12 protein-coding genes, 1 tRNA gene and 1 pseudogene are annotated in these 15,532 nt (G+C 50.5%); all 14 read right to left on the reverse strand.

The features are described 5' to 3' along the window. Positions 1-78 (reverse strand): annotated as a pseudogene (locus ACN0R1_RS20060) (elongation factor Tu); the annotation flags it as partial. Positions 79-110: 32 nt separating this feature from the next. Continuing rightward, positions 111-2,204 (reverse strand): elongation factor G, encoded by a 2,094-nt coding sequence (gene fusA / locus ACN0R1_RS20065; RefSeq protein WP_417585957.1) that lies wholly within the window; start codon positions 2,202-2,204, stop codon positions 111-113. Between the two features lie 18 nt (positions 2,205-2,222). Beyond that, positions 2,223-2,693 (reverse strand): 30S ribosomal protein S7, encoded by a 471-nt coding sequence (rpsG, locus tag ACN0R1_RS20070; protein WP_036524672.1) that lies wholly within the window; start codon positions 2,691-2,693, stop codon positions 2,223-2,225. Positions 2,694-2,842: 149 nt separating this feature from the next. Then, entirely contained in the window at positions 2,843-3,217 is a 375-nt protein-coding gene (gene rpsL / locus ACN0R1_RS20075; protein WP_036524675.1) for a 30S ribosomal protein S12, read from the reverse strand. Between the two features lie 119 nt (positions 3,218-3,336). Next, positions 3,337-7,560 (reverse strand): DNA-directed RNA polymerase subunit beta', encoded by a 4,224-nt coding sequence (gene rpoC / locus ACN0R1_RS20080; protein ID WP_417585958.1) that lies wholly within the window; start codon positions 7,558-7,560, stop codon positions 3,337-3,339. A gap of 74 nt (positions 7,561-7,634) precedes the next feature. Continuing rightward, positions 7,635-11,735, reverse strand: a complete 4,101-nt coding sequence (gene rpoB / locus ACN0R1_RS20085; RefSeq protein ID WP_417585959.1) for a DNA-directed RNA polymerase subunit beta — start codon at positions 11,733-11,735, stop codon at positions 7,635-7,637. 174 nt (positions 11,736-11,909) lie between these two features. Continuing rightward, positions 11,910-12,275 (reverse strand): 50S ribosomal protein L7/L12, encoded by a 366-nt coding sequence (rplL, locus tag ACN0R1_RS20090; RefSeq protein ID WP_036524681.1) that lies wholly within the window; start codon positions 12,273-12,275, stop codon positions 11,910-11,912. Positions 12,276-12,346: 71 nt separating this feature from the next. Further along, a complete protein-coding gene (rplJ, locus tag ACN0R1_RS20095) occupies positions 12,347-12,838 on the reverse strand; it encodes a 50S ribosomal protein L10 (RefSeq protein WP_417585960.1) in 492 nt (163 codons plus the stop codon). A 229-nt stretch (positions 12,839-13,067) separates the two neighbouring features. Continuing rightward, positions 13,068-13,760, reverse strand: a complete 693-nt coding sequence (gene rplA, locus ACN0R1_RS20100) for a 50S ribosomal protein L1 (RefSeq protein ID WP_417585961.1) — start codon at positions 13,758-13,760, stop codon at positions 13,068-13,070. Further along, complete coding sequence (rplK, locus tag ACN0R1_RS20105; RefSeq protein WP_036524689.1) at positions 13,760-14,194, reverse strand: 50S ribosomal protein L11; 435 nt, start codon at positions 14,192-14,194, stop codon at positions 13,760-13,762. The genes rplA and rplK overlap by 1 nt, the downstream gene beginning before the upstream one ends. Positions 14,195-14,286: 92 nt before the next feature. Beyond that, positions 14,287-14,832, reverse strand: coding sequence for a transcription termination/antitermination protein NusG (gene nusG / locus ACN0R1_RS20110; RefSeq protein WP_417585962.1), 546 nt, complete (start codon positions 14,830-14,832; stop codon positions 14,287-14,289). 10 nt (positions 14,833-14,842) lie between these two features. Continuing rightward, positions 14,843-15,211, reverse strand: a complete 369-nt coding sequence (gene secE / locus ACN0R1_RS20115) for a preprotein translocase subunit SecE (RefSeq protein WP_417585963.1) — start codon at positions 15,209-15,211, stop codon at positions 14,843-14,845. 62 nt (positions 15,212-15,273) lie between these two features. After that, positions 15,274-15,349: transfer RNA gene (locus tag ACN0R1_RS20120), tRNA-Trp, on the reverse strand. A 64-nt stretch (positions 15,350-15,413) separates the two neighbouring features. After that, positions 15,414-15,532, reverse strand: a 119-nt coding sequence (locus tag ACN0R1_RS20125) for a hypothetical protein (RefSeq protein ID WP_417585964.1), incomplete at its 5' end; no start/stop codon positions are given.

Genomic DNA, 15,532 nt, shown 5'->3' on the forward strand with positions numbered 1-15,532 from the left:
TGTTTTACCGTGGTCAACGTGGCCAATGGTTCCTACGTTGACGTGCGGCTTGTTACGTTCAAAAGCTTTCTTAGCCACGGCTAAATCCTCTTAATCAAGTAATTGCTAAATCAATTCTGTTTAGTAACAGCTTCGGCTATGTTCTGCGGTGCTTCACTGTAGGAATCAAATTCCATAGAGTAAGTTGCCCGACCCTGCGAAGCAGAACGAAGATCAGTTGCATAACCAAACATCTCGCCCAGTGGAACCTGAGCATTGATGACTTTACCGGATACGGTATCTTCCATACCCTGTACCAAGCCACGGCGACGGTTAAGGTCACCCATCACGTCACCCATGTACTCCTCAGGAGTCACCACTTCAACCTTCATCATCGGCTCAAGCAGACAAGGGCTTGCTTCCTGGGCATATTTTTTCAGTGCCTGGGATGCAGCGATTTTAAACGCCATCTCGTTGGAGTCAACCTCATGGAACGAACCGTCATACAGACGCGCTTTCAGGCCGATCAGCGGATAACCGGCAATGACGCCGTTTTTCATCTGCTCTTCGATACCCTTCTGCACCGCAGGGATGTATTCCTTAGGAATCGCACCACCCACGACTTCATTGATGAACTCCAGCCCTTCTTCATCACTCGGACTGAACTCAACGACGACATGACCGTACTGACCACGACCACCGGACTGACGGGCAAACTTATGGTTTGCAACAACCGGTTTACGGATCTTCTCACGGTACGCAACCTGTGGCTTACCGATATTGGCTTCGACCTTGAACTCACGACGCATACGATCGACGATGATATCCAGGTGCAACTCACCCATACCAGAAATAATGGTCTGGCCGCTTTCTTCGTCTGTAGCCACACGGAAAGAAGGATCTTCCTGAGCCAGCTTGCTCAGTGCGATACCCATTTTTTCCTGATCAGCTTTGGACTTAGGTTCAACAGCAACCGAAATAACCGGATCTGGGAATTCCATACGTTCCAGAACGATCTTGTCATCCAGACTACACAGGGTATCACCCGTAGTAACATCTTTCAGACCGATAACCGCGGCGATATCGCCCGCGAGAATCTCTTTGATCTCTTCACGTGAGTTAGCATGCATCTGCACCATACGACCCACGCGTTCTTTTTTCTCTTTAACAGAGTTATAAACGCTGTCACCAGACTTCAGAACACCCGAGTAAACGCGGATGAACGTCAGTGTACCCACGAAGGGGTCGGTAGCAATCTTGAATGCCAGCGCAGCAAAAGGTGCACTATCATCCGCTTCACGCGTTGCCACTGTACCGTCTTTGTCGTCCAGCTCACCTTCGATCGCCTTAACTTCAGTCGGCGATGGCAGGTATTCAACAACCGCATCCAGGACAGCCTGAACACCTTTGTTCTTGAACGCAGAACCGGCCAGCATCAGGACGATGTCATTAGCCAGGGTACGTGAACGCAAACCGGCTTTGATTTCTTCCTTGGTCAGCTCTTCACCGCCCAAGTACTTTTCCATCAGCTCGTCATTGCTTTCAGCCGCGGCTTCAACCAACTTCTCACGCAATTCTTCAGCACGATCCTGAAGATCAGCAGGAATCTCTTCCAGAGAGAAGGTCATACCCTGATCGGCTTCGCTCCAGATGATTGATTTCATTTCAATCAGGTCAACAACGCCTTTGAAGTCATCTTCGGCACCGATGGGGAAGTTCAGCACAACAGTATTTACATTCAGACGCTTCTTCAGCTGCTCTTCAACGCGGAAGAAGTCTGCACCAGCACGGTCCATCTTATTGACGAACACCATGCGGGGAACTTCGTACTTGTTCGCCTGACGCCAAACTGTTTCAGTCTGTGGCTGCACGCCTGAAGAGGCACACAGCACCACAACCGCACCATCGAGAACGCGCAAAGAACGCTCTACTTCGATAGTGAAGTCAACGTGCCCAGGGGTGTCGATGACGTTGATACGGTGTTCTTCAAACTGTTTGCCCATACCACTCCAGAAAGTGGTGATGGCAGCCGAGGTGATAGTGATACCACGCTCCTGCTCCTGCTCCATCCAGTCAGTGGTAGCGGCGCCGTCATGCACCTCACCCAGCTTATGAGACAAACCTGTATAAAATAATACACGCTCCGTAGTGGTGGTTTTACCAGCATCTACGTGCGCACAGATACCAATGTTACGGTATCTGGATAGCGGTGTTTTACGAGCCACGACGTTATCCTCTGAAGTTTAGAAGCGGTAGTGAGCAAAAGCTTTGTTAGCTTCAGCCATACGGTGCACGTCTTCGCGTTTCTTAACAGCTGCGCCACGCCCTTCAGAAGCGTCAACCAGCTCTCCAGCCAGGCGCAACGCCATGGATTTTTCACCACGCTTACGCGCAGAATCGACCAACCAACGCATAGCCAAAGCCATACGACGTGAAGGACGAACCTCGACAGGTACCTGATAGGTGGCACCGCCGACACGACGGGATTTTACTTCTACTACGGGCTGAACTGTTTCAAGTGCTTTATCAAACAGTTCCAGCGGATCCTGTTTAGTACGCTCTTGTACTTTATCCATTGCGCCATAAACTATGCTTTCTGCAACAGATTTTTTGCCACTGACCATCAGATGGTTGATGAATTTAGCCAGTGTGATGTTACCGAATTTAGGATCCGGCAGTATTTCGCGCTTCGCAGCTATGCGTCTTCTAGGCATGATAAGCCCTCAATCAATTAAAAGGTCTTCAGGTTTAGCCAGGATGTCTTAGACACCTGCCCTTACTCTTATCGTCAGTTCGGTTTAGCGCAACAGCATGCGTTTTTGAAAAAGGCCTGACTGTGACAACTTTGCCGTTTAACGACTTATTACGACTTAGGACGTTTGGTACCGTATTTGGAACGAGCCTGTTTACGGTCATTAACACCGGAACAGTCAAGCGCGCCACGTACAGTGTGATAACGCACACCCGGCAAGTCTTTTACACGACCACCACGAATCAGAACAACAGAGTGTTCCTGCAGGTTGTGGCCTTCACCACCGATATAAGAAGACACTTCATAGCCGTTGGTCAGACGTACACGACAGACCTTACGCAGCGCTGAGTTAGGCTTCTTCGGTGTGGTTGTATAAACACGGGTACAAACACCACGACGCTGAGGACAAGCTTCCAGTGCACGAACGTCACTTGGCTGTACTTTGCGTTTACGCGGCTTACGTACCAACTGGTTAATTGTTGCCATTCAGCAAACTCTCCACCTTTGGTTTTAGCATATAAAAAGACTGAGTATTCCTACTCAGTCAACAAGAGGGCGGGAAGTTTACCTAATTCCCGCCCCAATCGTCAATTACTGTCTGTTTTTTAATCAGAGCCAGACATTGACGCATTCAGTGCTTTGGTCAGTGCCTGCTGGACTTCTTCCGCACTCACTGTACCACTTTCGGAGCTCATACGACGTTTGCGTTTGCGCTCACTGTGGTAGGCCAGACCGGTACCGGCTGGTATCAGTCGACCCACCACAACGTTTTCTTTCAGACCACGCAGGTAATCGCTCTTGCCATTCACGGCGCCTTCGGTCAGTACGCGGGTTGTTTCCTGGAAAGAGGCCGCCGAAATAAACGACTCAGTTGCCAACGATGCTTTGGTGATACCCAGCAGTACGCGCTCGAATCTAGCCGGGAATTTACCCTCCTCGACCAGTCGTGCATTTTCATTACGTACGGCAATGTATTCAACCTGATCGCCCTGGATAAAGTCAGAATCACCGGAATCGACAATTTCAACCTTACGGACCATCTGACGCACAATCACTTCGATGTGCTTGTCGTTGATACCTACACCCTGGAGACGGTATACATCCTGAATTTCAGCGACGATATACTTAGCCAGTTCATTAACACCCAGAATGCGCAGAATATCGTGCGGGTTAGATGGGCCATCGGAAATAACCTCACCCTTCTCAACCGACTCACCTTCGAAGATGTTCAGGTTACGCCATTTCTGGATCATGATCTCTACCGGATCACTGCCGTCATGCGGGGTGATCACGATACGGCGTTTGCCTTTGGTTTCTTTACCAAAGGTCACCACACCGGAGATTTCGGCCAGAATGGCATACTCTTTTGGCTTACGCGCTTCAAATAGATCGGCCACACGTGGCAGACCACCGGTGATATCCTTGTTGACCGTACCTTCCTGCGGAATACGTGCCAGAACGTCACCTATCTGCACTTCGGCGCCATCGTTCAGGTTGACGATCGCCTTAGGCGGCAACAGGTACTGTGCTGGCATCTCTGTACCCGGATAGCAAAGATCCTTACCGTCAAAATCGACCAGCTTGATCAGCGGACGAATATCTTTACCTGCCTGAGGACGGTCCTTGCCTTCCAGAATTTCGATAGTGGAAAGACCGGTCAATTCGTCAGTCTGACGCTTGACGGTAATACCATCTTCCAGCCCGGCAAATACAATTTTACCCTTGATTTCAGAGACGATTGGATGCGTATGTGGATCCCAGTTAGCGACGATGGCGCCGGCTTCAACCGTTGCACCTTCACGCACTTTGATCATCGCACCGTAAGGCAGCTTGTAACGCTCGCGCTCACGACCGTGCTCATCCGTTACACCCAGTTCACCGGAACGTGAGGTTGCTACCAGGTTGCCGTCAGTACGTTCTACGTACTTCAAGTTATGCAGACGTACAATACCGCCATTTTTCACCTGGATGCTGTCAACTGCGGCTGCCCGCGATGCCGCACCACCGATATGGAAGGTACGCATGGTCAGCTGTGTACCCGGCTCACCGATTGACTGTGCAGCGATAACACCCACAGCTTCACCCTGGTTAACCAGGTGGCCACGTGCAAGATCACGGCCGTAACAGCTAGCACAAACACCCTGATTAGCATCACAAGTAATGGCAGAACGTACCAGCACTTCATCAATTTTGCTGAGCTCTTCTTCTGTGTGCAGACGATCAACCCAGGCCTCATCGATCAGGGTACCCTTCTCGATTAATACATCACCCGTGACTGGGCTCAGCACATCTACTGCGACGACACGACCCAGCAGCTGCTCGCCCAGACTGACGATGATATCGCCACCCTCAATGATCGGCAGCACCAGAACACCGTTCTCGGTACCACAATCTACTTCAGTGATAACCAGATCCTGCGCTACGTCAACCAAGCGACGTGTCAGGTAACCGGAGTTAGCTGTTTTCAATGCTGTATCGGCAAGACCCTTACGCGCACCGTGTGTAGAGATAAAGTACTGCAGTACGTTCAAACCTTCACGGAAGTTGGCAATGATCGGCGTTTCGATGATCGAGCCGTCTGGCTTGGCCATCAAACCACGCATACCGGCCAGCTGACGTATCTGTGCCGCACTACCACGAGCACCTGAGTCAGCCATGATATACACGGAGTTAAACGATTCCTGCTCAACCTGGTTACCATCAGCATCGGTCACCAGATCGACTTTCAGGTTGTCCATCATGCGCTTCGCCAGCACTTCGTTGGCACGCGACCAGATATCCACAACCTTGTTGTATTTCTCACCGTGCGTGACCAGACCTTCAGCGAACTGACGCTCAATCTCGGTCACTTCAGCTTCAGCTTCAGCAATAATCCGCGGCTTCTCATCCGGGATAACGAAGTCATTGACACCAATCGAGGCGCCTGACAAGGTCGCCTGACGGAAGCCCATGTACATCAGCTGATCGGCAAAGATAACCGTTTCTTTCAGACCGCAACGACGATAGGCTTCGTTCAACAGTTTGGAGATGGCTTTCTTTTTCATCGCCTGATCAACCAGCTCAAACGGCAGGCCATCGGGAACGATATCAAACAACAATGCACGACCCACAGTGGTATCACGAACCGCAATGATCTCTTCAACATTGCCGTGAATATCACGAATCAGTTCACGGATACGCACTTTGACACGGGCTTGCAGGTGAACCTGACCAGCACCGTGGGCACGGGTGACTTCTTTGATATCACTGAACAACATACCTTCACCGGCCGCTGCAACGCGCTCACGGGTCATGTAATACAGACCCAGAACCACGTCCTGCGATGGCACGATGATCGGCTCGCCGTTGGCGGGTGACAGAATGTTGTTGGTAGACATCATCAAGGCACGGGCTTCAAGCTGTGCTTCGATAGTCAGTGGCACGTGAACGGCCATCTGGTCACCGTCAAAGTCGGCGTTGTAAGCCGCACAAACCAGCGGGTGCAGCTGGATAGCTTTACCTTCGATCAGTACCGGTTCAAATGCCTGAATACCCAGACGGTGAAGTGTCGGTGCACGGTTGAGCAACACCGGATGTTCGCGGATTACTTCATCGAGTATATCCCAGACCAGTGCTTCTTCACGCTCAACCATTTTCTTGGCGGCTTTGATGGTCGTCGCATGACCACGCAATTCCAGCTTGGAGAAAATGAACGGCTTGAACAGTTCCAGTGCCATTTTTTTCGGCAGACCGCACTGATGCAGACGCAGTGACGGACCGACCACGATAACCGAACGACCCGAATAGTCGACACGTTTACCCAGCAGGTTCTGACGGAAACGACCCTGCTTACCTTTGATCATATCGGCAAGGGATTTCAGCGGACGCTTGTTAGAACCGGTAATGGCACGACCACGACGACCGTTATCCAGCAGCGCATCAACCGATTCCTGCAACATACGCTTCTCGTTGCGTACGATAATATCCGGCGCATTCAGGTCCAGCAGACGCTTCAGACGGTTATTACGGTTAATTACGCGACGGTACAGATCGTTCAGGTCAGACGTAGCGAAACGGCCGCCATCCAGCGGTACTAACGGACGCAGATCCGGTGGCAGAACTGGCAGCACATTTAGAATCATCCACTCCGGCTTGTTACCGGATTTAAGGAAGGCTTCCATCAGCTTCAGACGCTTGGACAGTTTCTTCAGCTTGGTCTCAGAGTTGGTCTGCGGAATTTCTTCACGCATACGCTGACACTCGCCTTCGAGGTCGATAGAGCCCAGCAACTCCTGAACCGCTTCAGCACCCATACGCGCATCGAATTCGTCGCCGAACTCTTCCAGCGCTTCAAAGTACTGCTCGTCATTCAGCAGCTGTCCACGCTCCAGGGTAGTCATACCCGGATCGATCACTACAAAGGATTCAAAATAGAGCACGCGTTCAATATCACGCAGCGTCATGTCCATCATCAAGCCGATACGGGACGGCAGAGATTTCAGGAACCAAATGTGAGCTACCGGTGAAGCCAGTTCAATATGCGCCATACGGTCACGGCGCACTTTGGTCATGGTCACTTCAACGCCACACTTCTCGCAGATAACGCCGCGGTGCTTCATGCGTTTGTATTTACCGCACAGGCACTCGTAATCCTTGATCGGGCCAAAGATCTTGGCACAGAACAAACCATCACGTTCCGGCTTAAAGGTACGATAGTTAATGGTTTCCGGCTTCTTAACTTCACCGTAAGACCAGGAACGGATCATATCCGGTGATGCCAGGGTGATACGGATAGAGTCAAACTCTTCAGTTTTACCCTGATTCTTGAGCAGATTCAGCAAATCTTTCATTGTCTATAGCTCCTCACGGAGTTCTCTGGGGAAGCGCCCGCAAGGGGCGCCACCTGATGTGATCAGTTTAGGTCTCAATCGCTTTCAAGTTCGATATCGATACCGAGAGAACGAATTTCCTTGATCAATACGTTAAACGATTCTGGCATGCCAGGCTCCATACGATGGTTGCCATCCACAATGTTTTTATACATTTTGGTACGACCATTGACGTCATCTGACTTAACGGTGAGCATTTCCTGAAGCGTATAAGCCGCGCCATACGCCTCCAATGCCCAGACCTCCATCTCACCGAATCGCTGTCCACCGAACTGTGCCTTACCACCCAGCGGCTGCTGCGTAACAAGGCTGTAAGAACCGGTAGAACGTGCGTGCATCTTGTCATCAACCAAGTGGTTGAGCTTGAGCATGTACATGTAACCTACGGTGACCTGACGGTCGAATTTATCACCGGTACGGCCGTCATACAGTGTCACCTGACCACTGTCATTCATATCGGCCAAACGCAACAGGGCTTTGATTTCACTTTCCTTGGCACCGTCGAATACTGGCGAGGCCAAAGGCACGCCCTTACGCAGGTTATTCGCCAATTCCAGAATCTCGGCATCACTGAAACTTTCCAGATCTTCACGACGACCCAGTGGCAAGCCAGCATGTTCGGCGTTATACACCTGACCCAGGAAGTCACGAACGTCTTTGACTTTTTCAGCCTTGGCACGCTCAATATCCAGCATGGTGTTGATCTTACGACCCAAGCCCTTGGCTGCCGCACCCATGTGGGTTTCCAGGATCTGACCGACGTTCATACGTGACGGTACACCCAGCGGATTGAGTACGATATCGATCGGCTCGCCGTTTTCGTCATAAGGCATATCTTCAACCGGCATGATGACCGAGATAACACCTTTGTTACCGTGACGACCCGCCATCTTGTCACCTGGCTGGATACGACGTTTGGTAGCAACATAAACCTTGACGATTTTCAGCACACCCGGTGCCAGGTCATCGCCAGTTTGCAGCTTGCCTTTCTTGTCTTCGAAACGCTTATCCAGGTTTTCACGACGCTCTTCAAGCTGCTTCTGCGCCTGTTCCAGCATGTCCTGTACTTCAGAATCGGCAAGACGAATTTTGAACCACTCAGAACGCTTTAAGCTACTAAGGAATTCTTCAGTGATCGTTTCGCTTTTCTTCAGTCCGGCACCGCCTTCGGCTTTCAGACCGACCAGTGCTTTAGTCAAACGCTCGAAAGTCGCATCTTCAACGATACGGAACTCATCGTTAAGGTCTTTACGGATGCTATCCAGCTCAGACTTCTCGATGGAAACCGCACGAGCATCTTTTTCCACACCATCGCGGGTAAACACCTGCACATCGATAACCTTACCGATAGTGCCGCCCTTCACACGCAGGGAGGTATCTTTAACATCAGAGGCTTTTTCACCAAAGATGGCACGTAACAGTTTTTCTTCCGGGGTCAGCTGGGTTTCACCCTTAGGGGTGACCTTGCCGACCAGAATGTCGCCTGGGCCTACTTCAGCACCGATATGCACAATACCGGTTTCGTCCAGTTTACCCAGTGCTGCTTCACCGACATTAGGAATATCCGCTGTAATTTCTTCGGATCCCAGTTTGGTGTCACGCGCCACACAGGTCAGTTCCTGAATGTGGATAGTGGTAAAACGATCTTCTTCGACGACACGCTCGGAAATGAGGATGGAATCCTCGAAGTTGTAACCATTCCAGGGCATGAAGGCGATACGCATATTCTGACCCAGTGCCAGCTCACCCATATCCACCGAAGGACCATCGGCGAGTATATCGCCACGGGCTACGCTTTCACCTGGGCGCACGATGGCGCGCTGGTTAATACAGGTGTTCTGGTTAGAACGCACGTATTTGGTCAGATTATAGATGTCGACACCGGCGTCGCCCATGGCTGTTTCATCGTCATTGGCACGTACCACGATACGGCTGGCATCAACAGACTCAATCACACCACCGCGAGTTGCAACCACACACACACCCGAGTCCTGTGCTACGCTACGCTCAATACCTGTACCTACCAGCGGCTTCTCGGCACGCAGTGTGGGTACAGCCTGACGCTGCATGTTCGAACCCATCAACGCACGGTTGGCGTCATCGTGCTCAAGGAACGGAATCAGTGCGGCCGCTACGGATACGATCTGACGTGCAGACACGTCCATATACTGGACCTTGTCACGCGGCATAACGGTAAATTCGTTGGCATGACGTACTTCAACCAGATCTTCGGCCAGACAATTTTTGTCATCCAGCTTGGCGGATGCCTGAGCGATAACAAAGTTGTTTTCTTCAATGGCCGACAAGTAATCGATGTCGTCAGAAACTTTACCATCCAATACGCGGCGATAAGGGGTTTCCAGGAAGCCATAATCGTTGGTACGTGCATAAACCGCCAAAGAGTTGATCAGACCGATGTTCGGACCTTCAGGGGTCTCGATCGGGCAGACACGACCATAATGGGTTGGATGCACGTCACGTACTTCAAAGCCAGCACGCTCACGGGTCAGACCGCCTGGGCCTAACGCGGAAACACGACGTTTGTGAGTAATCTCGGACAGCGGGTTGTTCTGGTCCATAAACTGGGACAACTGGCTGGAACCGAAGAATTCCTTAACAGCAGCCGCAACTGGCTTGGCATTGATCAGATCCTGAGGCATCAGGTTATCCGCTTCTGCCATGCTCAGACGCTCACGTACCGCACGCTCGACACGCACCAGACCTACGCGGAACTGGTTTTCAGCCATTTCACCCACTGAACGGATACGACGGTTACCCAGATGGTCGATATCATCGACGATACCTTTACCGTTACGAATACCTATCAAGGTCTTCATGACATCGAGGATGTCATCTTTTTCCAGAATCGGGCTACCGACTTCAGCTTCACGACCCAGACGACGATTGAACTTCATCCGACCAACAGCTGACAGGTCATAACGCTCTTCCGAGAAAAACAGATTCTCGAACAGGCCTTCTGCCGACTCTTTAGTTGGCGGCTCGCCCGGGCGCATCATGCGGTAGATTTCTACCAACGCTTCAATCTGATTACGGGTGGTATCGATACGCAGCGTATCGGAAATATAAGGACCACAATCCAGATCATTGGTATAAAGCGTTTCAAAACGCTCTATACCTGCTACCTGCATGCGGGTAATCAGCTCATCAGTGATCTCGGTGTTGGCAATAGCGATCACTTCACCCGTTGACGGATCAGCCATATCTTTTGCCAGCACTTTGCCGCTGAGGTACTCAGCCGGAACCAGCAGTTGCTTCATGCCAGCCTGGGTCATCTGACGGGTATGACGCGGGGTAATACGACGACCCGCTTCAACAATCACATTACCTTCAGGATCTTTGATCTCGAAGGACATGGTTTCGCCGCGCAGACGCTCAGGTACCAGATCCATCCAGATCTGATCACCTTCAAAGTTCCAACCGGTGTTCTCGAAGAAGATTTCCAGAATCTCTTCAGTGCTGTAACCCAGTGAACGTAACAACACCGAGGCCGGCAGTTTACGACGACGGTCGATACGCACAAATAGCGCATCCTTTGGATCAAATTCGAAATCCAACCATGAACCACGGTAAGGAATAATACGCGCTGAATAGAGCAATTTACCCGATGAATGGGTTTTGCCTTTATCGTGATCAAAAAATACACCCGGTGAACGGTGTAGCTGCGATACGATTACACGCTCAGTACCATTGATAACAAAGGTACCGTTATCTGTCATCAGGGGCATTTCGCCCATGTAGACTTCCTGTTCCTTGATATCCTTAACCGCTTTACTTGACGATTCACGGTCGTAGATTACCAGACGCACTTTGACACGAAGTGGCGCGGCATAAGTGATACCCCGCTGCATGCACTCCTTGACATCAAAAACGGGTTCACCGAGGCGGTAACCAACGTATTCCAGTGCCGCATTTCCGGAATAGGAAACAATTGGAAAAACAGAATTAAATGCTGCCTGGAGTCCGGTCTCGTCGCGCTGTTGCGCGTCCGCTCCCTGCTGCAGAAACTTGCGGTAAGAGTCCAGCTGTGTAGCAAGCAGGAATGGAACATCCATTACCTGGTTCAGCTTGCTGAAATCCTTACGAATACGTTTCTTTTCAGTATATGAATAAGCCATCAGTGTTCCCCAGCATGTGCACCTAGTTGAGAAGCCAGCCCAGAAGGGGATCTTCCAGTCTGTAGATCCGTTATCTGTTTGCTGTCATTCAATAACGGAAAAAGGCCGGTGGCTCACGGCCACCAGCCATACGCTTTCAAAGCAGTTTACGCTGCCTGCAGCGCATTAAAGCGATTACTTGAGCTCAACTTTAGCGCCGGCTTCTTCCAGTGCTTTCTTGAGTTCTTCAGCTTCGTCTTTAGAAACGCCTTCTTTGATTGTAGCAGGCGCTCCGTCAACCAGTTCTTTAGCTTCTTTCAGACCCAGGCCTGTAGCGCCACGAACAGCTTTGATTACGTTAACTTTCTTATCACCAGTTTCAGCCAGGATGACGTTGAATTCAGTCTGTTCTTCAGCTACTTCAGCAGCCGCAGGACCAGCAGCTACTGCAGCAGCAGCTGATACACCGAATTTTTCTTCCATAGCTTCAATCAGAGTAACAACGTCCTTTACAGACATTTCAGCTACTGCATTGATGATATCTTCTTGAGTCAGAGACATTATATAGATTCCTGAATTACTTTCGGGCTTAGCCCATTAAACGCTTAATCAGACAGCTTGCCGTTAGGCAATCAGGCTGCCTGCTCTTTCTGATCGCGAACAGCTGCCAGTGTACGTACCAGCTTGCCAGCAGAAGCTTCCTTGAGGACGCTCATCAACTTGGCAATTGCTTCGTCGTAAGTTGGCAGGCTTGCCAGCAGGGAGATGTCAACTTTCTCACCCTCAAAGGCTGCAGCTTTCAGCTCAAACTTTTCGTTACCCTTGGCAAATTCTTTCAGAATACGCGCACCCGCACCTGGATGCTCTGTAGAAAATGCAATAATAGAAGGACCTACAAAAGTGTCTTGCAGACACATGTAGTCGGTACCTTCCAGGGCACGACGTGCCAGTGTGTTACGAACTACACGCAACCAGACACCGTTTTCACGGGCCAGCTTACGCAACGCCGTCATATCTGTAACAGATACACCGCGAGAGTCGGCAACAACAGCAGACACAGCTGATTTAGCAGCTTCCTGGACTTCAGCGACGATCGCTTTTTTGTCTTCGAGTCCTAATGCCACGATTTACTCCTGGATTGAGTCTTTCGACCATTTACCAAACCAAACACCTGAACCTTTTTGATTCAGGCGGTGAGTACGGTGGTACTGATTCGTTTGAATCTTCACCGTCTGCGCAGGCCGGTTAAACCATTAAGAGGTACAACCTGAGTCATACCTCACCTGCGGTCTTTGACGGTCTTCGTATCTGTCTGACAGGTCACGAAGACCCTCAAAAACGTTGTAGTTAAAATCAGCTCAATGAAGACTGATCAACTACTACACCCGGGCCCATAGTAGTGGACAGGGTTACTTTCTTTACATAAACGCCTTTAGAGGAAGAAGGTTTCAGTTTCTTCAGATCCGCTACCAGCGCTTCGATATTTTCTTTGATTGCATCAGCTGCAAAGCCAACCTTACCGACTGAACAGTGGATAATACCGTTCTTGTCAGTACGGAAACGCACCTGACCAGCCTTGGCATTCTGAACAGCCGTGGCCACATCTGGAGTTACTGTACCGACTTTCGGGTTAGGCATCAGACCACGTGGGCCGAGGATCTGACCCAACTGACCGACAACACGCATAGCGTCAGGCGTGGCGATAACTACGTCAAAATCCAGATTACCGGCTTTAACCTGTTCTGCCAGATCTTCGAAACCGACGATATCTGCACCAGCGGCTTTAGCTTTTTCGGCATTTTCGCCCTGCGCAAACACAGCAACACGAACATCTTTACCGGTACCGTGTGGCAGTACAGTAGAACCACGAACAACCTGATCCGATTTACGTGGATCAACGCCCAGGTTTACAGCCACATCAATAGATTCAACAAATTTAACTGTAGACACTTCAGACAGCACAGCAACAGCATCCTGTACCGGGTAGAGTTTACCAGCTACGAGTTTCTCACTGATCGCCTTCTGGCGCTTAGTTAGCTTAGCCATTACTCTTCACCTTCTACAATAATACCCATTGAACGCGCACTGCCTGCGATAGTACGTACAGCAGCATCCATATCAGCAGCGGTCAGATCCGGCATTTTAGCAGTGGCGATCTCTTCAACCTGAGCACGAGTCACAGTAGCAACCTTCTCAGTGTTAGGACGCGCAGAACCGCTTTTCAGACCCGCTGCTTTTTTCAGCAGAATCGAAGCTGGTGGGGTTTTGGTGATAAAAGTAAAGCTGCGATCACTGTATACAGTGATAACTACAGGTGTTGGCAGACCTGGCTCAATACCCTGAGTCGCCGCGTTGAACGCTTTGCAGAACTCCATGATATTAACACCATGCTGACCCAAAGCCGGACCTACTGGTGGACTTGGGTTAGCCTGACCGGCTTTAACCTGCAGCTTGATATAAGCATTAATTTTCTTAGCCATTAAGCTACTCCTTTGGGTGCAAACGCCTTACGGCTCCCCTTCGTTACACAAAACTGCCTGATCACAACCGACCAGGCATCATGAAAATAGACTCAGGCCTTCTCAACCTGACGGAATTCCAACTCTACCGGGGTTGAGCGGCCAAAGATCAGCACAGCAACCTGCAAGCGGTTCTTCTCGTAATTCACTTCTTCAACCACACCGTTAAAGTCAGCAAATGGCCCTTCGGTGACACGCACCATCTCACCCGGCTCAAACACTGTCTTCGGACGCGGCTTATCTGCACCACTTTCAACACGCTGCAGAATTTCATTCGCTTCGCGCTCGGTAATCGGCGCTGGCTTATCAGCCGTACCACCAATAAAACCCAGCACTCTTGGTGTACTTTTCACCAAATGCCAGGTCTCATCATTCATAACCATATTCACCAGCACATAGCCGGGATAAAACTTACGCTCAGACTTACGTTTCTTGCCGTCACGTATTTCGACCACTTCTTCGGTGGGCACTAGCACGTCACCAAAGAGATCCTGCATAGAGTGCAGCTCGATCCGTTCTTTAAGACCACTCATCACCCGCTTTTCGTAGCCGGAATAGGCATGCACTACATACCAACGCTTTTTTTCTTCTGTACTCATGCGTGTACCCCTAGCCTATCGTACCGGAAACTATCCAGCCGAGGAATGTATCCATGCCCCAGAGCATGAGCGCAACCACTAACACTGCTGCCAACACCATCAGCGTTGTCTGCAATGTCTCCTGGCGCGTCGGCCATACTACACGCCGCATCTCACCCTTGGCATCTTTAAACAACTTATACCAGGTGCGGCCTTTTGCAGTCTGCAGCACAATAAAACCAGCCACAACAGCAAGCACCAGCAGTGCCAGCACTCGATATAACAGCGATTCGCCCGAGAACACAGAGTTCCCGACTACGCCTGCAACTATAATCGCTACAACAGCTACCCACTTAAGGCTGTCATATTTAGATTCTTCAGCTTGTACTTTTGTGTTCACGCTAAGAAGCCTCGGCTTAAAAAGGTAAGCTTACGCTATGTGACGCCACTTCCGACTGGAGGTGGCAGGCCAGGAGGGAATCGAACCCCCAACCTGCGGTTTTGGAGACCGCTGCTCTGCCAATTGAGCTACTGGCCTACTGCATAATAGGGAGGCACATTATAGTGACCTCCCCAACAGCTGGCAAGGAAAATTCTACTAATTAGTCAAGAATTTTCGCAACAACACCGGCACCCACTGTACGACCGCCTTCACGGATCGCAAAGCGCAGACCTTCTTCCATTGCAATCGGGTTGATCAGCGTAACAGTCATCTGTACGT

It is taken from the genome of Nitrincola sp., assembly GCF_048264025.1.
GTDB lineage: Bacteria > Pseudomonadota > Gammaproteobacteria > Pseudomonadales > Balneatricaceae > Nitrincola.